The sequence below is a fragment of the Actinomadura sp. NPDC000929 genome, from assembly GCF_040492065.1.
In the GTDB taxonomy this organism is placed as follows: Bacteria; Actinomycetota; Actinomycetes; order Streptosporangiales; family Streptosporangiaceae; genus Spirillospora; species Spirillospora verrucosospora.
The window spans coordinates 1-22,538 of sequence record NZ_JBEUPA010000144.1; the positions used below are offsets into that span (position 1 = coordinate 1).

General features: G+C 70.8%; 22 protein-coding genes and 1 tRNA gene. 12 read left to right on the forward strand and 11 right to left on the reverse strand.

All coding sequences use genetic code 11. The annotated features are described in order from the left end of the window. Window positions 1–195: 195 nt before the first annotated feature. The gene (locus ABWI04_RS34325; protein WP_345187099.1) at window positions 196–453 is read right to left on the reverse strand and encodes a cell division protein CrgA; all 258 of its coding nucleotides are present in this window, start codon (window positions 451–453) and stop codon (window positions 196–198) included. A gap of 147 nt (window positions 454–600) precedes the next feature. On the opposite strand from ABWI04_RS34325, the gene ABWI04_RS34330 reads away from it, so the two are divergent. Genes ABWI04_RS34330 through ABWI04_RS34345 form a run of 4 tightly spaced genes read left to right on the forward strand, consistent with a single transcriptional unit; the run spans window position 601 to window position 2,761 of the window. After that, the gene (locus tag ABWI04_RS34330) at window positions 601–1,290 is read left to right on the forward strand and encodes a DUF881 domain-containing protein (RefSeq protein ID WP_345187101.1); all 690 of its coding nucleotides are present in this window, start codon (window positions 601–603) and stop codon (window positions 1,288–1,290) included. Window positions 1,291–1,313: 23 nt separating this feature from the next. Then, a complete protein-coding gene (locus ABWI04_RS34335) occupies window positions 1,314–1,955 on the forward strand; it encodes a class E sortase (RefSeq protein WP_345187103.1) in 642 nt (213 codons plus the stop codon). A gap of 8 nt (window positions 1,956–1,963) precedes the next feature. Continuing rightward, window positions 1,964–2,152: a hypothetical protein gene (locus ABWI04_RS34340; protein ID WP_345187105.1), complete on the forward strand. Its 189-nt coding sequence runs from the start codon at window positions 1,964–1,966 to the stop codon at window positions 2,150–2,152. A gap of 6 nt (window positions 2,153–2,158) precedes the next feature. Continuing rightward, complete coding sequence (locus ABWI04_RS34345; protein WP_353835014.1) at window positions 2,159–2,761, forward strand: anthranilate synthase component II; 603 nt, start codon at window positions 2,159–2,161, stop codon at window positions 2,759–2,761. A gap of 213 nt (window positions 2,762–2,974) precedes the next feature. Here the strand turns inward: ABWI04_RS34345 and pknB are convergent, their stop codons facing one another. Genes pknB through ABWI04_RS34380 form a run of 7 tightly spaced genes read right to left on the reverse strand, consistent with a single transcriptional unit; the run spans window position 2,975 to window position 12,177 of the window. Further along, complete coding sequence (gene pknB / locus ABWI04_RS34350) at window positions 2,975–4,786, reverse strand: Stk1 family PASTA domain-containing Ser/Thr kinase (protein WP_345187109.1); 1,812 nt, start codon at window positions 4,784–4,786, stop codon at window positions 2,975–2,977. A gap of 22 nt (window positions 4,787–4,808) precedes the next feature. Further along, complete coding sequence (locus ABWI04_RS34355; RefSeq protein WP_353835015.1) at window positions 4,809–6,254, reverse strand: serine/threonine-protein kinase; 1,446 nt, start codon at window positions 6,252–6,254, stop codon at window positions 4,809–4,811. Beyond that, window positions 6,251–7,732, reverse strand: a complete 1,482-nt coding sequence (locus ABWI04_RS34360) for a peptidoglycan D,D-transpeptidase FtsI family protein (protein ID WP_353835016.1) — start codon at window positions 7,730–7,732, stop codon at window positions 6,251–6,253. Before ABWI04_RS34360 ends, ABWI04_RS34355 begins: the two co-directional genes overlap by 4 nt. A gap of 10 nt (window positions 7,733–7,742) precedes the next feature. After that, complete coding sequence (locus ABWI04_RS34365; protein ID WP_345187118.1) at window positions 7,743–9,329, reverse strand: FtsW/RodA/SpoVE family cell cycle protein; 1,587 nt, start codon at window positions 9,327–9,329, stop codon at window positions 7,743–7,745. Beyond that, complete coding sequence (locus tag ABWI04_RS34370; protein WP_353835017.1) at window positions 9,330–10,916, reverse strand: Stp1/IreP family PP2C-type Ser/Thr phosphatase; 1,587 nt, start codon at window positions 10,914–10,916, stop codon at window positions 9,330–9,332. Next, the gene (locus tag ABWI04_RS34375; RefSeq protein WP_345187123.1) at window positions 10,913–11,410 is read right to left on the reverse strand and encodes an FHA domain-containing protein FhaB/FipA; all 498 of its coding nucleotides are present in this window, start codon (window positions 11,408–11,410) and stop codon (window positions 10,913–10,915) included. The genes ABWI04_RS34370 and ABWI04_RS34375 overlap by 4 nt, the downstream gene beginning before the upstream one ends. 11 nt (window positions 11,411–11,421) lie before the next feature. Beyond that, entirely contained in the window at window positions 11,422–12,177 is a 756-nt protein-coding gene (locus ABWI04_RS34380) for an FHA domain-containing protein (RefSeq protein ID WP_067627928.1), read from the reverse strand. 128 nt (window positions 12,178–12,305) lie between these two features. Between ABWI04_RS34380 and ABWI04_RS34385 the strand changes: the two genes are divergently transcribed. Continuing rightward, window positions 12,306–12,388: transfer RNA gene (locus tag ABWI04_RS34385), tRNA-Leu, on the forward strand. Window positions 12,389–12,688: 300 nt separating this feature from the next. Then, window positions 12,689–14,044, forward strand: a complete 1,356-nt coding sequence (locus ABWI04_RS34390) for a hypothetical protein (protein WP_353835018.1) — start codon at window positions 12,689–12,691, stop codon at window positions 14,042–14,044. A 123-nt stretch (window positions 14,045–14,167) separates the two neighbouring features. Here ABWI04_RS34390 and ABWI04_RS34395 read toward each other — a convergent pair whose 3' ends face one another. Next, window positions 14,168–14,992: an NmrA family NAD(P)-binding protein gene (locus tag ABWI04_RS34395; RefSeq protein WP_353835019.1), complete on the reverse strand. Its 825-nt coding sequence runs from the start codon at window positions 14,990–14,992 to the stop codon at window positions 14,168–14,170. A gap of 171 nt (window positions 14,993–15,163) precedes the next feature. On the opposite strand from ABWI04_RS34395, the gene ABWI04_RS34400 reads away from it, so the two are divergent. The 6 genes from ABWI04_RS34400 (at window position 15,164) to ABWI04_RS34430 (ending at window position 20,993) form a co-directional block, all read left to right on the forward strand. After that, window positions 15,164–15,688, forward strand: a complete 525-nt coding sequence (locus ABWI04_RS34400) for an SRPBCC family protein (RefSeq protein WP_353835020.1) — start codon at window positions 15,164–15,166, stop codon at window positions 15,686–15,688. Between the two features lie 84 nt (window positions 15,689–15,772). Further along, window positions 15,773–16,660 carry a LysR family transcriptional regulator gene (locus ABWI04_RS34405; protein ID WP_353835021.1) on the forward strand — a complete coding sequence of 296 codons (888 nt, stop codon included), beginning with the start codon at window positions 15,773–15,775 and terminating at the stop codon, window positions 16,658–16,660. A 137-nt stretch (window positions 16,661–16,797) separates the two neighbouring features. Then, on the forward strand, window positions 16,798–17,178 hold the full coding sequence (locus ABWI04_RS34410; protein ID WP_345187137.1) for a VOC family protein: 381 nt from the start codon (window positions 16,798–16,800) through the stop codon (window positions 17,176–17,178). Between the two features lie 77 nt (window positions 17,179–17,255). Next, window positions 17,256–18,749 carry a serine hydrolase domain-containing protein gene (locus ABWI04_RS34415; RefSeq protein WP_353835022.1) on the forward strand — a complete coding sequence of 498 codons (1,494 nt, stop codon included), beginning with the start codon at window positions 17,256–17,258 and terminating at the stop codon, window positions 18,747–18,749. A gap of 107 nt (window positions 18,750–18,856) precedes the next feature. Further along, window positions 18,857–20,086 carry a serine hydrolase domain-containing protein gene (locus ABWI04_RS34420; RefSeq protein ID WP_353835023.1) on the forward strand — a complete coding sequence of 410 codons (1,230 nt, stop codon included), beginning with the start codon at window positions 18,857–18,859 and terminating at the stop codon, window positions 20,084–20,086. A 325-nt stretch (window positions 20,087–20,411) separates the two neighbouring features. Beyond that, complete coding sequence (locus ABWI04_RS34430; RefSeq protein WP_345187144.1) at window positions 20,412–20,993, forward strand: dihydrofolate reductase family protein; 582 nt, start codon at window positions 20,412–20,414, stop codon at window positions 20,991–20,993. 192 nt (window positions 20,994–21,185) lie between these two features. Here the strand turns inward: ABWI04_RS34430 and ABWI04_RS34435 are convergent, their stop codons facing one another. Together ABWI04_RS34435 and ABWI04_RS34440 are read right to left on the reverse strand one after the other, a co-directional pair. Beyond that, on the reverse strand, window positions 21,186–21,830 hold the full coding sequence (locus ABWI04_RS34435) for a response regulator (RefSeq protein ID WP_353835024.1): 645 nt from the start codon (window positions 21,828–21,830) through the stop codon (window positions 21,186–21,188). Further along, window positions 21,827–22,538: sensor histidine kinase (locus ABWI04_RS34440; protein ID WP_353835025.1), on the reverse strand; the 712-nt coding region annotated here is incomplete at its 5' end. The genes ABWI04_RS34435 and ABWI04_RS34440, both read right to left, overlap by 4 nt.

Here is a 22,538-nt window from a genome sequence, read left to right on the forward strand (position 1 = left end):
TCCACAGAAGCAGAGATGTGTGCCGGGCGTTTACGCGGGGGGGGGGTGGGCGTGGCGGGGGGCCGCCGCGCACGGCCGCACCGGCCGCCCGGCTCGCGCGCGGCGGCGTCCGCGCTCCGGCGCCTGTGGACACCCGCTGTGGAAAACCTGGGGAAAGGCGCGGTGAGAGATCCTCAACCTGTGGATAACTCGCGGTCAGCGCCAGCGGGTCGACAGGACCACGCCCAGGATGATCGCGGTGAAGCCGATTCCCAGGTTCCAGTTGTGCAGGTCGGTCATGTACGGCACGTCCGTACCCGTGCTGGCCGTCACGTAGAAGACAGCGATCCAGATCAGGCCGACGAGCCACAGAGCGACCATCGTCGGCACGAGCCAGCGCGGGCTGACCTCGGGCGCCTTGGACTTCTGCGGGGGCGTGTAGACGGCCTTCTTGCGCACTTTGGACTTGGCCACGGTGGGATCGATCTCCTCGGGCGTCCGGCGGCCGGAGCGTCGGACCGCGCATGGGTGTTTTGTCGGTTAGCGTAGTCGCTGGTGAGCAGCGTACGGCGTCCGGCGTGGGGAAGCATCATCCCAGTTCTCACGCTCCTTGCGGGAACCTTGTTCGCGGCGAGCGCGAGCACGGCCCGCGGCACGAGCCTGCGCGAACAGGGCCGGACCAGGATCACCGAGCTCATCACCGCGGAGCAGCGCCGGGGCCGGCAGGATCGTGCCGAGTACCGGCGACTGCGCCGCCAGGTCGACGGTATCTCCCGGGAGGCCGGACGTCACGACGCCCGGGTGAAAAACGCTCAGGCGGAGGCCGACCGGCTCGCCGCCGAGGCCGGTTTCACCCCCGCCGCCGGCCGCGCCGTCCGCGTCTCGCTGGACGACGCGCCGCAGCCGAAGTCGGGCGAGCTGCCCCGCGGCGTCCGCCCGGACGACCTGGTGGTGCACCAGGGGGACGTCCAGGCCGTCGTCAACGCGCTGTGGGCGGGCGGCGCCCGCGCCATGCAGATCATGGACCAGCGGGTGATCTCGACCAGCGCGGTGCGGTGCGTCGGCAATACGCTGATCCTCCAGGGCGTGGTGTACTCGCCGCCGTTCCGGATCACCGCCGTCGGAGATCCGGCCCGGCTGCGCGCCGCGCTCGGCGCGTCCCGCGAGATCGCGGTCTACCGCGAGTACGTCCGCGCCTACGGGCTCGGCTACGCGGTGCGGACGATGGAACGCGCCACGCTGCCGGCCTACACCGGCAACGTGACCATGAAGCACGCTACGGTTCCGGCGGAACCGCCCGAAGGCGGCTGAACCCCCCGGAAGAGGAGGACGCGGTGCGGACGGTGATCCGTGGCATGGGCGAGCTGTGCATCACCGCCGGGCTGGTCGTCATGCTGTTCGTGACGTACGAGCTGTGGGGCACCGGCCAGTACACCAAGGGCGCCCAGGACGAGCTCGGCGACGAGATGATGAAGAACTGGCGGGCCACCAAGGTCACCACTGAGCGGGTCAGGCTCGGCCGGGGCCTCGCCGTGATCCGCATCCCCCGGTTCGGCGAGCACTACCGCTTCGTCGTGATCGAGGGCGTCGACCGGGCCGACCTGCGCAAGGGGCCCGGCCACTACCCGGGCAGCGCGCTGCCCGGCCAGGTCGGGAACTTCGTGGTCTCCGGGCACCGGACCACCTACTCCGCGCCGTTCAACCGGCTCGGCGAACTCGAGCGCGGCGACAGGATCCTCATCGACACCCGGGACGAGCAGTACGTCTACAAGGTCACCGACCGGCGGATCGTGAAGCCGTCGGCGGTGGAGGTGACCGCGCCCGTCCCCTTCCACCCGAAGCGGCGGCCGACCGAGCGGCTCCTCACGCTCACCACCTGCCACCCGAAGTACTCCGCCGCCCAACGAATGGTCGTCTTCGGCGAGCTGGCCGAGGCCCTGCCGCGCGCGGCGTCGGCCCGGGCCGCCGGGACGTAGGAGGCCCCGTGTACGCATGGATCTGGCGCCGGCTGCCCGGCTCCTGGCAGACCAAGACCGCGACCGCGCTCGGACTGCTCGTCGCGGTCGCCGTCCTCCTCTGGTACGTCGTGTTCCCGTGGATCGAACCCAAGGTCCAGTTCGACCACGGCGTCGTGCAGGACCCGGCGCCGTCCGGCTCCGCCACCCCGGGCTGACCGGCGATGCGCGTCCTCGTCGTCGACAACCACGACAGCTTCGTCTACAACATCGTCCAGTACCTGCTGGAGCTCGGCGCCGACTGCCTGGTCAGGGACCGTTCGGACGTCGCCGTCGAGGACGCCGCCGGCGTCGACGGCGTCCTGCTCAGCCCCGGCCCCGGGCATCCCGCCGACGCCGGAGTCTGCCTCGACCTCGTGCGGGACGCCGAGCGCCGCGGCACGCCCCTGCTCGGCGTGTGCCTCGGCCACCAGGTGATCGCCCACGTGCACGGCGCGACGGTCGCCCGCGCCCCCGAGATCGTCCACGGCTTCACGAGCGAGATCCACCACGACGGCGCCGGCGTCTTCCGCGGCCTGCCGGACCCGTTCGCCGCGACCCGCTACCACTCGCTCGCCGTCGTGCCCGGGACGGTCCCGCCGGACGTCCTGGAGGTGACCGCCCGCACCGGCGACGGCGTCGTCATGGGCCTGCGCCACCGCGGCCGGCCCGTCGAGGGCGTCCAGTTCCACCCCGAGTCGATCCTCTCCACCGCGGGCCATCGACTGCTTCGGAACTGGCTCGAAACCTGCGATGACCTGAGGCGTCATCCCGCCGGACGGGGCTAGAGACACCCATCTCGCCCCAACTCAGAAAATTTCGATTGAAATCCGTAACGTCCGCTGGCGTCGCGACGAAGACCATAGCGAAGGGCTTCCGCCATTGCCCCCGAGTGGCGGAGGCCCTTCTCTCGTGCCCGGGCCCGTCCGGCCCCGCGACACGGCCCGCGAGACGCCCGAGGGCCCCGCCTCCAGAAGGAGACGGGGCCCTCGATCGTTCGGTCAGCCCTGGCCGTTGCCGGGGGGCCAGCCGGGCAGGCCCGGCGTCGGCGAGGTCGGGGTACTGGGCGGCGGCGTCTGCGGCTTCTGCGCCACGAAGATCGTCACCGTCTCGCCCGGCGCCACGGTGGCGCCCTCGCCCGGCTGCTGGTCGTACACGAAGCCGGGCGCGACCTGCTTGTCGGGCGGCGGCGCGCCCTTCTGCACGTTGCACCTCAGGCCCATGCCCTCCAGCTTGCCGCACGCGGCCCGCTGGCTGTTGTTGAACAGGCTCGGCACCTTCAGGCTCGACGGGCCCGTCGACACCGTCACCGTGACGTTCGAGCCCTTCGCCGCCTTCGTGCCGCCGGACGGGTCGGTCGAGATCACGTTGCCGCGCGGCACGGTGTCGTTCGAGTCGACCCGCTTGTCGACCTCGAACCCGCTCTCCTCCAGCATCTTCTTCGCCGTGGCGTACGGCTTGCCGGTGACGTCCGGGATCTCGATCTCCGTGGGCGGCTTCTTGCCCTTGGAGACCACCAGCGTCACCGTGGCGCCCTTGGCGGCGTCCGTGCCGGGCTGCGGATCGGAGCTGATCACGTAACCCTTCCGGACGTCGTCGCTGAAGTCGGTCCTCGGATCGCCGACCTTGAAGCCGAGCTTGGTCAGCTGGCCCGTCGCGTCGTTCTGCGAGACGTTGATGATGCTCTTCGGGATCGCGACCTGGTCGCTCTTGTCGTTCCCCTTGCTCATCAGCAGGCCGATGAGCGCGGCCCCGCCGATGAACAGGACCGCGAGCCCCACCCACAGCGCGGCCTTCTTGCCGGCGCCGCCGCGTCCGTCGTCGTCGTAGTGGGCGGGCGGCAGGCCGTAGCCGTCGTCCTGCGGCCGCACCTGCGTGCGCGCCGGGCCGCCGCCGTACGCGCCCATCACCTGCGTGCCCTGCGGCTGCTGGCCGCCCATCAGCATCGTGGACGCCGCCGTCGACGACACCGGCTGGCCCTGCAGGACGCGCTGGATCTCCTGCCGGAACTCCGTCGCGTTCTGGTAGCGGTGGTCGGCCTCCTTCGCCATCGCCTTCAGCACGATGGCGTCCGCCCACTGCGGGATCTGCGGGTCCACCTGCGACGGCGGGACCGGCTCCTCCCGCACGTGCTGGTAGGCGATCGCGACCGGGGAGTCGCCGGTGAACGGCGGCTTGCCGGTGAGCAGCTCGTACAGCACGCAACCGGTCGAGTAGATGTCGCTGCGGGCGTCCACCCGCTCGCCGCGCGCCTGCTCGGGCGACAGGTACTGCGCGGTGCCGATCACCTGGGCGGTCTGCGTCATCGTGGACGCCGTGTCGGCCATGGCCCGGGCGATGCCGAAGTCCATGACCTTGACCTCGTGCTGCCGGGTGAGCATCACGTTGGCCGGCTTGATGTCGCGGTGCACGATGCCGCCGCGGTGGCTGTAGTCCAGCGCCCGCAGGATCCCGTCGGTGATCTCCAGGGCCTTGTCGGGCAGCAGCGCGCGGTTCTCCCTGAGCAGGTCGCGCAGCGTGCTCCCGTCCACGTGCTCCATGACGATGTACGGGATCGGGGTGTCGCCGATCATGTCCTCGCCGGTGTCGTACACGGCGATGACCGAGGGGTGGTTCAGCGACGCGGCCGACTGGGCCTCGCGCCGGAACCGGGCCTGGAACGTGGGGTCGCGGGCCAGGTCGGAGCGCAGCGTCTTGACCGCGACCACGCGATCGAGGCGGCGGTCCCGGGCACGGTAGACCTCGGCCATGCCGCCGCGCCCGATCACCGTTTCGAGCTCGTAGCGGCCGCCGAGCAGCCGAGGTTGACTCATATGTGCACTTTCCCTCGTACGTCTACACCTTGTCTCCAGAACCTAGCTTCCCCTCCTGGGTCGGCGGGGGATCCGGGCTCGGAGTTGACGGAGTCGTGGTGCTCCCCGTCGGGGCGGGTGTGGGCTCAGGGGCGGTGGGAGTCGCCCGGGGCGGATTCCTTGATGGCTTGTGTGAGAGGGACGCCTGGGGCGGCGCCTGCGTTGACGGACGGATCCTATGCGTCCGGTGCCGCGGCGGGACAGCCGGCCTCGGAGTGCCCCGGGCCTTGCGCCGGGGCGGGGCGCCGGAGGGCGCGGGGGTGGAGGCCGGAACGTCGACGCTGCCGTCCCCGACCGGCCGGGTGGCCGGGGTGGCGGGCGGCTCCCGCTCGTCCTCGCCCGGTCCGGCGAAGGCCAGCCCCTTCCACAGGGAGCCGACGACGATCACGCAGACCAGCACGACGGCCGCGACCGACGCGTACGCCAGTGCCGAGCGCCGTTGCCCGCTCACCGGTCCGCTGGAGAGGTTATCCGCCCCTTCGTCAGCGTCAAATCCCGACAAAGCCGACGATCTTGCGGGGAGGGGGCCGGGGCCCGCGCCCGAGGGCCTGCGTGCGCCCCGGCGCGCCGTGTCCGGCCGGGCGGTCTCGTGGGACGCGCCGGCGCGGCCCGTACTGAGCGACGCGCGGATCCCCAGCGCCCGCGCGGCGACCGTGTCGGCGTTCGCGGGACGGTCGCGCGGCTCCTTCGCGAGCATCTCCATGACCAGCTCGCGGGCCGACTCGGGAACCCGCGCCGGCAGCTCCGCGGGAGCGTCCCGGACGTGCTTGAGCGCCACCTCCACCGGCGTCGCCCCGTCGAACGGCGGCGCGCCGGTCAGGCACTCGTAGGCCACCGCGCCCAGCGAGTACAGGTCCGCCGCCGGGGAGAGCTCCAGGCCCTGCGCCTGCTCCGGGGAGATGTAGTGCGCGGTCCCCATGACCATCCCGGTCTGGGTCTGCGACGCCGCCGCCAGCCGGCGGGCGATCCCGAAGTCGGTGATCTTCAGGGTGCCGTCCGGGGCCACCATCAGGTTCGCCGGCTTGACGTCGCGGTGCACGATCCCGGCCGCGTGCGCGACCGCCAAAGCCCGGGCCGCCTGGACGATCAGGTCGAGCACCGCCTCCAGCGGCAGCCCCCCGTCGCGCGCCAGGATCTCGTCCAGCGGCTCGCCCGGCACCAGCTCCATCACCAGGAACGTCCGCCCGGCCTGCTCGCCGTAGTCGAACGCCCGCGCGATGCCCGGATGCCGCAGCTCCGCCGCGAACCGCGCCTCCGACTCGAAGCGGCCGCGCGCCCGCATGTCCGAGCCCAGCTCCAGGCGCAGCAGCTTCACCGCCACCGCCCGCCCCGACAGCGCGTCGGACGCGCGCCAGACCTCGCCCATCCCGCCGATCGCCAGCCGCTCCAGCAGCCGGTACCGGTCGTGCAGGACGAGGCCCGCACTCACTTCTGCAGAACCTTCGCCATGATCGCCGCCGCGACGGGGCCGGCGTTGCTCGCGCCGGAACCCGGGGCCTCGACCATCACGGCGAACGCGTAGCGCGGGCTCTGGGTCGGGCTGAACCCGACGAACCAGTTCGCGTTCGGGTTGCCCGGACCCTGCTCGGCGGTACCGGTCTTGCCGGCGACCCGCCTGCCCGCCAGGTTCTTCGCGGTGCCCTCGGAGACCACCGCGCGCATCATGTCCTCGAGCTGGCTCGCCTGGTCGCCGCTCATCGCCTCGCCGAACTCCTTCGGGGAGGCGTTGTAGAGCTCGCTCTGGTCCTTCGCGCGGACCTTCTGCACCACGTACGGGTTCATGATCTTGCCGCCGTTGGCGATCGAGCAGGCGACCAGCGCCATCTGCAGCGGCGTGGCCCGCACGTTCTCCTGGCCGATTCCGGACCGGGCCGTGCCGTCCTTGCCGGTCTCGATGGTGTTGCCCTTGGCGTCCTTGATCGACACCGGGATGTCGCTCTCCGCCGCGTACATGTCGGGCTCCAGCTGGACATGCTTGCCGAACCCGAACGGGGCGGCGCCGTCGTGCAGCTCCTGGATGCCCATGTCCAGCGCCATCTTCGCGAACGAGGTGTTGCAGGACTCGGCGAACGCGCCGCGCAGCGGGGCCGACCCGGCGCAGCTGCCGCTGTCGTGCGAGTTCGGCAGCGGACGGCCCGACTCCGGCAGGATCAGCTGCCCGGTGTTCACCGTGGACGAGCTGTTGAGGCCGAGCTTCTGCATCCCGATCGCCGACACGACCGCCTTGAACGAGGACCCGGGCGGGAACGTCTGGCTGAGCGCGTTGTCGACCAGCGGCTTGACGACGCCCTCGCCCTTGTCGAGCTGCTCCAGGCGCTTCCCGCCCTTCTCACCGGTCTGCGGCGCGACCTCGTTCGGGTCGAACGACGGCCACGACGCCGCCACCTTCACCGCGCCCGTCTTCACGTCGATCACCACCGCGCCGCCACGGCGGCCCTGAGCCGTCCCCGCCTTCAGCTGCTCGTAGGCGGTGCGCTGCGCCTGCGGGTCGATCGTCAGCTCGACGTTGGCGCCCTCGGCCTTCTTGCCGATGAACGTGTCGAACCAGCGCTGCTGCGTGATCCGCGTGTCCTTGCCGCCGAGCAGCGAGTTGTAGGCCCGCTCGACCTGGGTGGCGTTGCCGTTGAAGTACCCGGTGATCGGCGCGAAGACCGGCCCGTCCTTGTAGGTGCGGCCGTACTTCGGGTTGTCCTTGCCGGTCTCCTTCGAGGTCACCAGCACCTCGCCGCCCGCCGAGATCTGGCCGCGCGGCGAGTTGAACACGTCGGCGTACTGGCGGCTGTTGCGGGCGTCGGTCCGCAGGTCCTCCGCCTGGCTGCCCTGGACGTAGTTGACCTGCGCCATCAGTCCGAAGAACAGCAGCAACGCGAAGATCGCCACCCGTCGAACCGGCTTGTCCATGTTCATAGGGGGGAAGTCACCTCGTGCTCACGATCTGGGTCATGCCCTCGTCCTGGATCGCCTGCGGGGCCGGCTTGCGCGCGTCGTGGCTCATCCGCACCAGGATCGCGATCAGAATCCAGTTGGCCATCAGCGACGAACCGCCCTGGGACAGGAAGGGCGTCGTCAGGCCGGTGAGCGGGATGAGCCGCGTGACGCCCCCGACGATCACGAAGACCTGGAGGGCCAGCACGAACGACACGCCGCCCGCGAACAGCTTCAGGAACGGGTCCCGCGCCGCCACGGCCGTCTTCATCCCGCGTTGCACGATCAACGCGTATATCAGCAGCAGCACCATCAGCCCGGTCAGCCCGAGCTCCTCGCCGAGCGAGTCGAAGATGAAGTCGCTGAAGGACAGCGGCGTCCGCCACGGCTCGCCCTGGCCGAGCCCGGTGCCGAGGACGCCGCCCTGGCCGAGCGCGAACAGGCCCTTCATCAGCTGCGCGCTGTCGGAGTACTCCCCGCCCAGCTCCGCGCAGGCCGAGAAGCCCGGCGAGATGGTGCCCTGCGCCTTGTACTTCTTGTAGATGGTGGTGTCGGGGTTGACCGGGACGACCTTGCCGCTCTCCAGCAGGCAGCCGCCGTCGAAGTACGGCTTGGGGTTCTGCCAGATGTCGATGCGCTGGTTCACGTGGCCCATGAACGGCAGCAGCGTCGCGACGAACACGCCGACCGACAGCAGCCCGACACCGATCACCACCCAGGACACCCGCTGGGTCGCGATGTACAGCATCGACACGAACAGGCCGAAGAACAGCAGCGCGGTGCCGAGGTCCTTCTGCATGAACAGGACGCCGAGGCAGAAGAACCAGATCACCATGATCGGGCCGAGGTCGCGGGCCCGGGGCAGGCTGATCGGGCCGACCTTCTTGCCGATCAGCGACATCGCCTGGCGCTTGTTCACCAGATACCCGGCGAAGAAGACCACCAGCAGCAGCTTCGCGAACTCGCCCGGCTGCACCGAGAACGGACCCAGATGGATCCACACCCGGGCGCCGTTGATCTCCGCTCCGATGCCGGGGACGATCGGCAGCAGCAGCAGGACGACCGCGGTGAGCCCGATCAGGTACGTGTAGCGCTGCGCGGTCTTCGGCGTGAAGGACAGCGGAGCGTCCGGCTTGTCGGTGTCGCGCATGATCAGCACGGCCCCGACGAACAGGGCGATCCCGATGAACGTCCACATCAGCTGGCCGGGCGCGTCGGCGGCGTCCGGGAGCAGCTTCTTGCCCGCGGCCGCCGCGACCTTGCGGTCGTGGCTGGTGTCGAGGTCCAGGCGGTAGATCATCGCCAGCCCGATGCCGTTCAGCGCCACGGCGAGCGGCAGCAGCAGCGGGTCGGCGTAGGGGGTGAACTTCGCCTGGATCAGGTAGGCGATGAACGCCAGGACGGCCAGGCCGCCGCCGTACACGAACAGGCCGCCGGGGATGTTCCCGTCACGGGCGAGGCCGACCTCCGCGAACGCCGACAGCGTCAGGATCATCGCGAAGGCGAGCAGGGCCAGCGACGCGGCGTTGCGCCGCTGGTACGGGAGGTGGGCCCGGATCTGGTCCCCGATCGATTGCATTTACGAGCTCCCTCCGCTGGAGGGGCAGTCCTTGATGGACGGGGTGCGCTGCTTGCACTCTTCCCGGTGCGCGCCGAGCTGGTCGAGCTTGGCCTGCGCCGCCTTCTGCCCGATGAACACGAGGGTGCCCTTCTCGACCGCGGTCACGTCCGAGGCGGGCAGCTCGTCGATCCGGATGTCGCTCTTCTTGACCGAGGCCTGCCGGCAGTCCTGCTGCTCGCGGCCCTTCACCATGACGACCTTGCCGCCCTCGCCGATGAGCGAGTACTTGCAGACGGCGCTCTCCAGCTGCTTCAGCGCCTTCGGGCCGTCGACGGTGTAGGTGTCCTTGACCTGCGCCTGGAGCGCCTGGGGGAGGTCGGCCACCAGGATCGGCTGCTTCGGCTGCTCCTTCTTCGCGGCCTCGCGGGACAGGCTGAGGCCCGGCACCTTCTGCGTCGTCCCGCGGTAGAGGACGACCTGGCCGTCCTTGTTCGCGCCGATGTAGTAGCCGTTCCGGACGTTCTGCAGCAGCACGAACCCGCCCGCCACGACGCCCACCACGACCACGCCCGCCACCACGACCAGCCACGTCCAGCGCCGCGTGCCGCCGCGCCGCCCCCGCATCTGCCGGGCCTGCGGCATCGCGCCCGGCGCCGGCGGCGGGCCCATCGGGTCGCCCATCGGCATCGGGGCCTGCGGCGGCGGCATCTCGTCCACCGCCACCGGCGGCTGCGGCCGGGTCTCGCGCAGTTGCGCCGCCCGCCCCGCCGGGGTGTCGGCGACGGTCGTGTTGGACCCCGTCCCCCCGCCCGGCGGCTCCGGCGGCGCCGCGTTGGCCGCCGCGCCCACCGCGTGGCCGGGCCCGCCCGTCGGGGGCTGGCGCTCCAGGTCCACGACGTCGGCGACGACGCAGGTGATGTTGTCGGGGCCGCCGCCCCGGTTCGCCAGGTCGATCAGCTGCCGGACGGCCTGCTCGGGGTCGTCCACGTCCGTGAGCACCTGAAAGATCGTCTCCGCCGTGACGACGCCCGACAGGCCGTCGGAGCACAGCAGGTACCGGTCGCCGACCTTCGCCTCGCGCAGCGACAGGTCGGGATCGACCTCGCCGCGGCCGTCCAGCGCCCGCAGCAGCAGCGAGCGCTGCGGGTGCGAGGCCGCCTCGTCCGGGCTGATCCGCCCCTCGTCGACCAGGGACTGCACCAGGGTGTGGTCGTGCGTGATCTGGAACAGGCTGCCGTCGCGCAGCAGGTAGGCGCGCGAGTCCCCGATGTGCACCAGCGCGACCTGGTTGCCCGCCCACAGCATCGCCGTCAGCGTCGTCCCCATGCCCTGCAGGGCCGGGTCGGACTCCACGATGCGGTGCAGGTTGTCGTTCGCCGTCTTGACCGTGTGCTCCAGCGCGGCCAGCAGCTCGGTCGCCGGGAGGTCCTTGTCGAGCGCCCGCAGCGCCTCGATGGCCGCGGCGCTCGCGATCTCGCCGCCGACGTGCCCGCCCATCCCGTCGGCCACCGCGAGCAGGTGCGCGCCCGCGTACGCCGAGTCCTCGTTGCCCTCGCGCAGCATGCCGACGTCGGAGCGCGCGGCGTAGCGGATTCCCAGTGTCATTTGCGCAGCTCGATCACGGTCTTGCCGATACGGACCGGAACGCCCGGGGGAACCGGCATCGGCCGGCTCACCTTCGTGCGTCCGAGATACGTCCCATTGGTCGAGCCGAGATCTTCCACGATCCACTGACCGTCCTGCGCGAAAAGTCGGGCATGCCGGCTCGAAGCGTAGTCGTCGGTCACGACGAGCGTGGCGTCATTGGCCCGGCCGATGGTGATGGGCACCCCCGTGAGGTCGATGACGGTGCCGGCCCGCTCGCCCTGGACCACCACGAGCTTGGACGGGGCGCCGTGCTGGGCGCTGTGCTGCGGCCGCGGCGGCTTCGGCTGCCTGGCCGGCCGGGGTTGACGGGGCTGGGACGCGCGCGTGGCCGCCTTCGACGCGGCCTTGGAGCCGAACAGGTCGGCCCTGATCACGCCGACGGCCGCGATGACGAACAGCCACAGCACCGCGAGGAACGCCAGCTTGATCAGCGTGAGGGTGAATGGGGACATCGGAGTCGGGGTTACTCCCTATCGCGGCGGAACACAAGAGTGGTGCGGCCCATCGTGACCCGGGAGCCGTCGACCAGCGTGACCCGCCGGATCGGCTGCCCGTTCACGAACGAGCCGTTGGTCGACCCTAGATCCACGAGAGCGATTTCGGGACCTTCTACGCGGATCTCGGCATGGTGCCGTGACACGCCGGGGTCGACGAGGCGCAGGTCGCAGTCGGTGCCGCGACCCAGCAGGGTCACGGGAGTGTTGATCTCGTAGGTGCGCTGAGTCGTGTCCGATCCCTCCACCGCCGTGGTCACCAGAAGCCGCGGATGCCCCCCGAACACCCCGCCCCGGCCGCCCTGCGGCACGTCGCTCACCGGCCGGCGGATCTCCCCGCCCTCGACCGTCGAGCCCCGGATCACCCCCGACCTGATGCGGAACATGCCCGTGGCGAGATCTCCCGCGTTCTCGAACCGCACGCGCACCGGGCCCACGAAGGAGTACCCCTGCTCCTTCGCGTACTCGCGCGCGAGGTTCGCCAGCTCCTGGCTCAGGCTGTCGGCGTACACCTGGAGCCGCTGCCCGTCCTGCTGAGAGATCTCCACGACGAAGTCGTTCGGCACGAGCGTGCGGCCCTGTGCCACGATCGCCGCCCGATCGTCCATCTCGCGCTGCACAGCGCTGGCCACCTCGACCGGCTGCAGCTCGGACTTGAAGGCACGGGCGAAGGCCCCTTCGACCATGCCCTCAAGCCGTCGCTCGAAGCGCTGAATGACGCCCACGGGCACCTCCCTTCCCCACTGGTAGACGATCGTATCGGTGCGAAGGTTCGCTCGACGTATCTGGATACCTAACCACCCCCGACCCCGTGCTAGCCTTTTCAGGCACCCGGAAACGGGACGGCACCCACGGGCGGGTGGCGGAACGGCAGACGCGCACGGTTCAGGTCCGTGTGTCCGAAAGGATGTGAGGGTTCAAATCCCTCCTCGCCCACACAGGGTAGTGACGCAAGTCGTAGCCCCACAGTGACGGAACAGACCCCGGAGCGACAAGCTCCGGGGTCTTCTTCGTTACGGGGGCCACTCTTCTGTGACAGCAGAGGCAAGGAGCCGCCGCTCACGAGAGCGGCTGTCCCTTTAGGCGTGGTTCGTGGTGGTGGCGGAAGGCGGTCGTGGCGCAGGCCCTCGCCGGGCGCAGCCCGATGATGATCACGATCGGGTTGCGGGGGGCAACCCGGTCGCCGGGCCGGACGTCCTGACAACGCTGATCATCGCGCCCACCCAAGGGACACTCGTGCTTCGTATCGCCACCACCGGGATGACGTCCGTCCTCATCCTCGGCACATTGACGGCCGCTCCCGCCCTCGCCGACGGGGCGGCGTCCATCGTGCTCGCCGCCCAGGCCGCCTCCGTCGACCCCGACAACCCCACGACCACGATCATCGGGAAGGTCGTCGCCGCGGACGGAACCCCCGCCGCGAGCATCCCGGTCGACCTGTCCACGAACACCGGATGGGGCTCGGTCGACGACGCCACCACCGCCGATGACGGCACCTTCACCGCGACGCTCAGGCCCAACGGGGCGAGCGACTCGGTGAGCGTCTGGGCCGATGTGCCGTCGCTCGGACTCCACTCCGACGCGGTGACCGTCCAGGTCGTCCACGGGAAGACGCAGACGACCCTGATCGGGAGCCGAGCCGGCCTGGACGAGGGCCAGCCCCTCACCCTCAGCGGTCAGGTCACCTACCAGGGCAGGCCGCTGTCCGGACGGACGGTCGCCATCGACCCCGCCGTCGACCCGTCCCGCTGCACCACGCCCATGTACACCTTCCAGGCCAGAACGGACGCCGAAGGCCGGTTCAGCAGCACCATCAAGCCGCCCTGCACCGCGACCTACGTCGCGCGGTCACCCGCGGCCGGTTTCTACGAAGGCTCCACTGCGACCCTCCCCGCGGTCAGCGTCCGCCCGGCCACGAAGACCTCGCTGTCGGCGACCATGGACGCCTACGGGCGTTTCCGGGCGCGGGGCTCCCTGTACGCGGCCTCCGCCGGCGGAGACGTGAACGGCAAGCAGGTGCTCCTCGAATACTCCCCCAACGGCCGCACCGGCTGGCAGACCGTCCGCCGGATGAAGACCGGCTACGGGCAGTTCAGCGCCTCGTTCAACGTGAACAACTCCGGCTACTGGCGGGCTCGCTTCGCCGGGGACACCACCGCGGCCCCCTCCGTCAGTTCCGTGCGCAAGACGTGGCGATGGTCGACCAAGATGTCCAAGCTGAAGGCGTCCTCGACCAAGGTCCGCAAGAACCGCTACATCACCGTCTCCGGGACCCTGAGCCGCTACTACAGCAGCAAGAACCGTTTCGGCGCGTTCCCCGGCCAGAAGGTGCGCATCATCTTCCGGTTCCGCGGCAAGAAGACCTGGTACCACGTCAAGTGGGTGAAGACCAACAGCAAGGGCCGCTACACGGCCAAGGTCCGCGCCTACGGGGACGGCTACTTCGCCGCCACTTTCGCAGGCACCCGCGACACCTGGGCCACCGGCACGCCCAATGACCGCTACGTCAACACCTACGCCGTCCCGTCCCCCGGCGGCCGTTCCGGCCCGCCTCCCGTCACGACCGTTCTCCCGTGGCGAGGCGACCGGTAGCCATCGCGTCGAACCACGACCACCGCTGACCGGCGGGACGAGACCGACGTCCCTACCTGCGGAAGAAGGCGGCGGGACGGACGCCGCGTGCCCGTCCCGCCGCCTTCCCCCGTTGGTCACCGATCAGGAGCGGAAGGCGGCGGCGTTCTCGGCGGACCACTGGGCGAAGTTGCGCGCGTCGCGGCCGGTGATCTCCTTGACGGTCGGGACCACGGTGTAGCCGGCCTCCGGCGTGCTCCCCAGCGCGGTGACGAGGAACTCGATGGTCTCCTCGCCCATGCCGTCGCCGCGCCACTTGGCGCGCGCCTGGTCCACGGTCAGCTCCACGAACCCGACGTCCGTGCCGATGGCCGCGCTCAGGATCGCGACCTTTTCCCTGAGCGTGATCGCCTCGGGGCCGGTGATGGGGAGGGCCTCGCCGCCATGCCCGCCCTCGACCAGCACCGTGGCGGCCACGGCGGCGATGTCGCGCTCGTGCACCAGCGCGCTGAGCCGGTCCCCGAACGGCTCCTTGATGATCCCCTCGGCCTTGATCGTCTGTGCCCACCAGCGCAGCGTGTTGGACATGAACTCGACCGGCTCGAGCAGCGTCCACTCGATGCCGGTGGCGGCCAGAGCCTGCTCCAGCGAACCGTTCGCGCGCCCGCCGAGCACCGTGACCCGCCGGACGCCCGCCTCTGCGGCCAGCTTCACCAGACCGGCGCCGTCGGGCAGGGGCGTGTAGTCGTCACCCGCGAAGTTGATCAGGTGTGCGGCCTCGACGCCGTCGAAGACACCGGTCAGTGAGCCGAAGTCGGCGAGGTCGCCGGCGACGACCTCGACACCCTCGGGGAAGGCGGCCCGGGCGGGGTTCCTGGTCAGCGCGCGAACCGGCCGCCCCGCCGCGCGGAGCTCCTCGACGACGAAACGTCCGACGGTCCCGGTGGCACCTGTGACGAGGAAAGTCATGATCGAACCCCTAACTTTGCGGAACGGAACGTTCTGCTCCCATCATAACAGAACGGAACACTTCATTCCACTGTCACGACGAGCCTTCGGGGTGGAGGGCGACCTTGCATGGCTAACGTCATTAGCCTTATGGTTATGGCTAACGGCATTAGCCATGAGGGAGGGGTTGTTATGGTCGTCCGCATCGTTCGCATCGCGGGGATCGTGGTCGTCGCACTCGGCGTCGTCATCGGGAGCCTGTACGGCTGGACCCGGAGCCACCCGCACAAGCTCCGCGCCGACATCGAGATCAACGCCTCCGCCGCCCAGGTCTGGCAGGTGCTCACCGACTTCCGGTCCTATCCCGAGTGGAACCCGTTCATCCTCAGCGCCGTCGGCGAGCCGAGAAAGGGCGCGAAGCTGGTCAACAAGCTGGCCGGCACGGACGGCGGGAAGGGGATGACCTTCAAGCCGACCGTCCTGGTCGCCGACCCCGGGCACGAACTGCGCTGGATCGGCCGGTTCGGTGTCCCGGGCGTGGTCGACGGCGAGCACTACTTCCTCATCCAGGAGACGGGCCCTGGGCGGGTCAAGCTGACCCAGGGGGAGAACTTCACCGGCTTCCTGGTGCCCTTCGCCGGGAGCGCGATCGACGTCCAGGGCGACTTCGCCGCCATGAACGCCGCGCTCAAGCAGCGCGTCGAGGCAGCGCACTGAGAGAAGACCTCACCGTGAGCGCCTTCGTCAGGTAATTGCCTTATGTCAAGCTTGTTCCTGCATGCGGCGCGAGGCGGGGGGCCTGTGGAACTGCGGGACATCGAGATCTTCCTGACCCTGGCCGAGGAACTGCACTTCGGCCGGACCGCCGAGCGGCTGCACGTCACCACGGCCCGCGTCAGCAAGGCGATCAAGAAGCAGGAACGCGCCATCGGGGCCGAGCTCTTCGCGAGGAACAGCCGCAACGTCCGGCTCACCCCGCTGGGCGAGCAGCTCCGCGACGACCTTCGCGAGCTGCACCAGGGGTTGACGCGGACCCTGGAACGGGCCCGGATGGCCGCGACCGGCAAGACCGGCACGCTGCGGATCGCCCTGTTCCCGGCCAACGTCCAGGAACTCCGCCCGTTCTGGGAGACTTTCCGCGCCCGTCATCCGCAGTGGGACATCCGTCTGCGAATGTCCGCGTACCGGGATCCGTTCACGCAACTGCACCAGGGAGAGGCCGACATCCTGGTCACCTGGTTCCCCGTGGAGGAACCCGGCCTCACCATGGGCCCCCTCATGTTCACCGAGCCGAGAGTGCTGGCCGTGGCCGAGGGCCACCCGCTCACCAGATGGTCCTCGGTCTCTCTGGAGGCGGTCAGCGACTTCGAACACATCACCGTCGAGCCCGTCCCGGACTACTGGTTCGACCGCTATGTGCCGGAGGTCACCCCAGGGGGCCGCCTGATCAGCCGGACCGCCAACGTGGGCAACATCGAGGACATCTTCGTGAGCGCGGTCCTGGAAGGGACCGTCTCCCTCTTCCCGGCCCACGTGGCCAGGTACTACCCCCGCCCCGACATCGCCTACCTGCCCGTCAGGGACATGGAGGCGCTGCCGTTCGGGCCGGTGTGGCACGGCGCCGCGGAGAACGACATGATCCGCGCCTTCGCCCGGGTCGTCCGCGACCTCGGGCCGCTGTCCGGCTGAGACCGTCAACCCCAGGGGCAACGAACCGTTGCCGCAACCGCCGTTGATCGCGGCGGCCTCCCCGGCCGATGCTTGCTCCGTCCGAAGAATCCCTATGCCGGGAGAGAGTCCCCCATGCATCTTCCTGGCCTCCCGAGATGAACGTCGTCTCGTCGACGGTGTTCCTGACCGTCGTCGATCCGCGCGCCTCCAGCCGGTTCTTCACTTCCCATCTGGGATTCCGCGAGGTCCTGGCCGGCGAGGACTTCGTGGGGCTGGGACGCGACGACGCGGCCGTCGACCTCGTGCTGGAGCTGTTCGATCCTGAGCTGCGTCCGCCCGGGCGGGGTCTGGCCGACGTGGTCGTGTCGTTCGCGGTCACCGGCCTCGCAGCCGAGCACGAGCGGCTGCGGAGCGAGGGGGCGACCATCGTGGCCCCGCTCCAGCTGGCCCCCTGGGGTGAGCTCCGCCTTCGGCTGGCCGACCCCAACGGCGTGATCGTCCAGCTCACCGAATGGCTGCCTCCCGCAGGAGCCTGACCCCTTTCGACAGCCCTCTCAGCGGCCGCCTCGACCGGGCGGCCGAATTCCGCCATGCGTTCAGAGGAAGAATCCACATGACCATCACCCTCACCGACCGGGAAAAGAGCGTTCTGCGGACCGCCGCCTACGGCGCCGTTTCGCTGATGGCCGCCGCCGCCGGTTCGCCGGGCAAGGCCGCCGCCCAGGGCTCCCTCAACCTGACCACCGCGACCGGGCCGGTCGGGCACGTGCTCGCCGGGAAGACGAAGGACATCCGGCTCGACAGCACGTCCGTGGCCGAGCTGGCCGACCGCGTGCTGCCCGCCCTCACGGAGGCCGTGAGCCTGCTGCGGCGGGCCCCGGAGGAGGCCGGCGACTTCCGCCGCACCGTCTCCGTCGCCGTCGACGCCGCCGCCCGCGCCCACAGGGGCGAGCCCGGCCCCGCCGCGGCCGAGATGGCCCGCAAGATCAACGAAGCGCTCGACGCCGGGACGGCCGACCGGGAGCGTCCGGAGCTGCAAAAGATCATCCAGGAGATCGTCGACTCGGGCCTCACCGGGGTGACGCTGCGGGTGAACGACGAACGGGGCGAGTGGGTCGGCGCCGCCGGGCTGAGCGAGCTGGGCGGGGACACGCCGCCGCCGGTCGACGGGCACGTCCGGATCGGCAGCAACACCAAGACGTTCACCGCGGTCGTGGTGCTCAAGCTGGTGGCCGAGGGCACGGTCGGACTGGACGCCCCGGTGGCCGGCTACCTGCCCGAGTTCGACCTGGACCGGCGGATCACGGTGCGGATGCTGTTGCAGCACACCAGCGGGATCTTCAACTTCACCGGCGAGTACTACGACGACGGCACGTTCGCGCCGGGCATCCCCGCCACCCCCGCGGGCAAGGAGTGGGTGGACAACCGGTTCCACACCTACCGGCCAGAAGAGCTGGTGCGCCTGGCGCTGTCCAAGCCGGCGCGGTTCGAGCCGGGCACCGACTGGAGCTACGCCAACACCAACTACGTGCTGGCCCGGCTGCTGATCGAGAAGGTCACCGGCCGACCGGTGGCCGAGGAGATGCAGCGGCTGGTCCTGGGGCCGCTCGGCCTGTCGGGCACCGTCCAGCCGAGCAGCGCGACCGACATCCCCGAGCCGCACGCGCACGCCTACTACCGGTACGAGGAGGACGGCCGGCCCCAGACGGTCGACGTCACCCGCCACAACCCGTCCTGGATCTCCAGCGGCGGCGACATGATCTCCACCAGCCGCGATCTGGCCACGTTCATCTCCGCGCTGGCCGGGGGCCGGTTGCTGCCGGCCGACCTGCTGGCCGAGATGTGCACGCCCGAGTCCAAGGCCGGCTACGGCCTGGGCGTCTTCGTGCAGCCGGTGCCGGGCGGCGGCACGGTCATCACCCACAACGGCGGTATGGCGGGCCACGCGGCCCTGATGTACAGCACGCCCGACGGCGGCACGACGCTGACCGCCACGCTGAACTACGTCGATGACGCCGCCATGTCCATGGGCGCGGCGTTCCAGGAGGCGACACAGCGCCTGGTCGCCGAGGTGTTCGGCAACGGCCAGGCCGGACCGGCTCGATAACCGGCCGCGCACCAGACCCCGAAACGGACCTACCGGTGGGCGAACCGACGGGGCCACGCGGCCGCTCACCGGCGTCCGGTCCCCACTCCGCAGTGAAACGAGGAACGATGAGAATCCAACCCCCACCAGCGACCAAGGCCCTGCGGCGAGTGGCCGTCACAGCATTGGCCGCCGCGCTGATGGCCGGGGCGGTCAGCCCCGCTCCGGCCAGCGCGCACGGCGGCGTGACCGGGCTGACGGCCGCTGCCGGGCAGGACCGCTCGCAGTTGCAGAAGGCCATGCAGGCGTTCGTCGACGCCGGTTTCACCGGAATACAGCTGCGCGTGCGCGATGCGCGGGGCGAGTGGGTCGCCAGTGCCGGAGTGCGCAAGCTGGGTGCGGCCGCCAAGCCGCCGACCAACGGGCGGTTCTGGACGGGCAGCGTCGTCAAGACCTTCTCCGCGACCCTGATGCTGCAGCTGGTGGCCGAGGGGAAGGTCGGACTGGACGACCCGGTGGCCGGCTACCTGCCGGACCTCGGCCTGGATCGGCGGATCACGGTGCGGATGCTGCTGCAGCACACCAGCGGCCTGTTCAACTACACCGGCGAGTACTACGACGACGGCACGTTCGTGCCGGGGATTCCCGCCACCGGCGACGCATGGCTGAACAACCGGTTCCGCAGCTACCGGCCAGAGGAGCTGGTACGCCTGGCGCTGTCCAAGCCGGCGCGGTTCGAGGCGGGGACGGACCAGAACTACTCCAACACCAACTACACGCTCGCCCTGCTGCTGATCGAGAAGGTCACCGGCCGCTCCTACGCCGAACTGCTGCAGCGGCGGATCCTGCGGCCGCTCGGGATGTCGGCCACCATGGTCGCGGGCAACCGGACGGAGCTTCCCGGGCCGCACGCCCACGCTTACTACAGCTACCAGGGCCAGACGGTCGACATCTCCCAGCAGAACCTGTCCTTGCTGGTCGGTGCGGGCGACCTGATCTCCACCACCCAGGATCTGTCCACGTTCTTCTCCGCGCTGAACCGGGGCAGGCTCCTGCCGGCCGAGCTGCTGGCCGAGATGCGCCGGCCGTACGGGGAACTCAGATACGGGCTTGGGGTGTTCGCGGAGGACATGGGCCCGAAATGTGGCACCGTCTACCAGCACAACGGCAGCCCGCCCCACGGCTACGGCGCGCTGATGTACAGCTCGCCCGACGGCAAGACGACCCTGACCGGCTCGGTGACCTGGGTCGACTCGGCCACCCGGGGGCCGGTGAAGGACTTCGAGAAGCTGCTGGACACGCTCGTCAAGGAAGTGTTCTGCGGCACGCCCGCCGACCGGACCAAGCCGACGCGGTGACCGAAGGCGGGGTTCCGGCAAGAAACGCGTGACAGGCTCCAACATCGGGTGCTCCGGGCTCCCGGGTCATCGACACCCCGCGGGAGCTGGTGTTCGAGGCGTTCACCGAGGCGCGGCACCTGTCGCGATGGTGGGGGTCCCGATGGGTTCACGACCACCACGCGGGCGTTCGAGTCCCGCGTCGGCGGGGAGTGGGACTTCGTGATGCACGGGCCGGACGGCGCGACGCCTGTGTCACCGGGAGCCTTCGGGAGCGCGCGGAGGGCTGTTGGCCGGGAGGGAGAACCACTGAATGGAGCACATGATGTCGGATACCACCTGCCATATGTCGATCTCGCTGGACGGCTTCGTCGCCGGACCCGACCAGAGCCGCGAGGACCCCTTGGGGAAGCGGGGGCGGGAGTTGCACGGCTGGCACATCGGCGACCCGCGGGCCAACGACGCGGACGAGATCGCGAAAGGGTGGCTGATGCGCCCGAGGGGCGCGTACGTCATGGGCCGCAACATGTTCGGCCCGATCCGCGGGGACTGGGACGAGGACTGGTCGGGCTGGTGGGGCCCCGAACCGCCCTATCACGCGCCGGTGTTCGTCATGACCCACCACCCCCGCGATCCGATCCCGATGGCCGGGGGGACGACGTTCCACTTCGTCACCGACGGCTTCGACGCGGCGTACGCCGCGGCGCGCCAGGCCGCGGGTGACAAGGGCGTGGACATCGCGGGCGGCGCCTCGACCGTTCGGCAGGCACTGGCGGCCGGCGTGATCGACGAACTCACCCTCGACATCGCGCCCGTGCTGCTCGGTTCGGGCGAGCGGATCTTCGAGGGGGTCGAGTTCGACTTCGAGCCCGTTGAGGTGCTCCACTCCCCGCTGACCACCCACATCCGCTACCGCCACATCGGCTGACCACGGAAAGGATGGCACCGAAACGTCACAGGCCACGCCCGTTACAGCAGGTCCGAGCTCGGCGACCGCGGCGTCGAGCGCGCGCGTTCGAGCCGACCGGCCTGCCGGCTCACCGCCGCCAGGGCGATGGCGATCCGCTCGGCGGCGACACCGGACCCGCCCTCCTCGGCCCTCCGCTCCGCGAAGGGGCGGTCAGGGGTTGAGCCGGCCGGTCTGCCACGCCCAGGCGGCGATCTCGACCCTGTTGCGGACGCCCAGTTTGTGCTGGATGTTCGCGACGTGCGTCTTGGCGGTGCCGGGCGTGACGGACAGCTGGGCGGCGATCTCCGCGTTGGTGCGGCCCCGCGCGACCAGGATCGCGACCTCGGTCTCGCGGCCGGTGAGGCGCCCGTCGTCGGCGCGCGGGCGCGGCGGGGCGAAGCGGCGCAGCAGCCGGGTGGTGATCGAGGGGCTGATGAGCGCGTCCCCGGCGGCGGCCGCGCGGACGCCCTCCACGAGCAGCGCGGGGCCCGAGCGCTTCAGCAGGAATCCGCAGGCGCCGTCGCGCAGGGCGGTGTGCACGTACTCGTCGAGGTCGAAGGTGGTGACGACGACCACCCTGAGGGGATCGGGCACGCCGGGGCCGGCGAGCAGCCGGGTGACCTCCAGGCCGTCCATGCGAGGCATCCGGATGTCGGCGAGGACGACGTCGGGACGCAGCTCGCGGGCCAGTTCGACGGCCGTCACGCCGTCGGCCGCCTCTCCGACCACGCGCATGTCGGGCTGGGCGTCCAGGATGATGCGGTAGCCGCCGCGGACGTCGGCCTGGTCGTCGGCGATGACGATCCGAGTGGTCATCGCGTTGATCGTAGCGGGATCAGGGCGGCGACCCGCCAGCCTCGCTCGCCCGTGGGGCCGGCGTCGAAGTCGCCGCCGAGGGCCTCGACGCGCAGGGCGATCCCGGGCAGTCCGAGGCCGCCGCGGCGCCGCTCGCGCAGCGGCCTCGCACGGCTCCCGCGGCCGTCGTCGGTGACGGCGACGCGCAGGGCGGAACCGGTCGCGGTGACGGCGACGTCGACCGCCGTGGCGTCCGAAGCGTGCCGGCGGACGTTCGTCAGGGCCTCGACGACCAGCCTGTACACCGTCGCCGACACCTCGGGAGGCGGGGTGCCGGCGTCCAGCGCCAGCCGGACCCGGGCCCTGCTCGACTCGCCGAAGCGGTCCACGAGTGCGGGCAGCTCGTCGAGGCTGTGCGGCCCGTCCTGGGGGCCTTCGTCGTGGAGCATGTGGACGGTGCGGTCCAGCGAGGCCATGGCGCGCGCTCCGGCCGCCTCGATCCGCCTGAGTGCCTCCGCGGGGTCGCCGCCGATCTGGGCGGCCTGCGCCTGGACGATCATCCCGCCGACCTCGTGGGCGACGAAGTCGTGCAGGTCGCGTGCCAGGTCGAGGCGCTGCGCGCGGCGCGCCTCGGCCACCGACCGGGACCGCCGCGCGTCCAGGAACCGCAGGTACGCCCCGGCGCTCGCGGCGACCGCCGCGCCGAGACCGCAGATCAGGCAGCCTAGC

What these genes read in the sequence shown, in the direction of transcription:
- ABWI04_RS34435 (WP_353835024.1), bottom strand. Translation starts at nt 21,830, where the DNA reads ATGACCACTCGGATCGTCATCGCCGACGACCAGGCCGACGTCCGCGGC.
- ABWI04_RS34395 (WP_353835019.1), bottom strand. Translation starts at nt 14,992, where the DNA reads ATGACTTTCCTCGTCACAGGTGCCACCGGGACCGTCGGACGTTTCGTC.
- ABWI04_RS34400 (WP_353835020.1), top strand. Translation starts at nt 15,164, where the DNA reads ATGGTCGTCCGCATCGTTCGCATCGCGGGGATCGTGGTCGTCGCACTC.
- ABWI04_RS34375 (WP_345187123.1), bottom strand. Translation starts at nt 11,410, where the DNA reads ATGTCCCCATTCACCCTCACGCTGATCAAGCTGGCGTTCCTCGCGGTG.
- ABWI04_RS34365 (WP_345187118.1), bottom strand. Translation starts at nt 9,329, where the DNA reads ATGCAATCGATCGGGGACCAGATCCGGGCCCACCTCCCGTACCAGCGG.
- ABWI04_RS34370 (WP_353835017.1), bottom strand. Translation starts at nt 10,916, where the DNA reads ATGACACTGGGAATCCGCTACGCCGCGCGCTCCGACGTCGGCATGCTG.
- ABWI04_RS34360 (WP_353835016.1), bottom strand. Translation starts at nt 7,732, where the DNA reads ATGAACATGGACAAGCCGGTTCGACGGGTGGCGATCTTCGCGTTGCTG.
- ABWI04_RS34415 (WP_353835022.1), top strand. Translation starts at nt 17,256, where the DNA reads ATGACCATCACCCTCACCGACCGGGAAAAGAGCGTTCTGCGGACCGCC.
- ABWI04_RS34430 (WP_345187144.1), top strand. Translation starts at nt 20,412, where the DNA reads ATGTCGATCTCGCTGGACGGCTTCGTCGCCGGACCCGACCAGAGCCGC.
- ABWI04_RS34420 (WP_353835023.1), top strand. Translation starts at nt 18,857, where the DNA reads ATGAGAATCCAACCCCCACCAGCGACCAAGGCCCTGCGGCGAGTGGCC.
- ABWI04_RS34345 (WP_353835014.1), top strand. Translation starts at nt 2,159, where the DNA reads ATGCGCGTCCTCGTCGTCGACAACCACGACAGCTTCGTCTACAACATC.
- pknB (WP_345187109.1), bottom strand. Translation starts at nt 4,786, where the DNA reads ATGAGTCAACCTCGGCTGCTCGGCGGCCGCTACGAGCTCGAAACGGTG.
- ABWI04_RS34410 (WP_345187137.1), top strand. Translation starts at nt 16,798, where the DNA reads ATGAACGTCGTCTCGTCGACGGTGTTCCTGACCGTCGTCGATCCGCGC.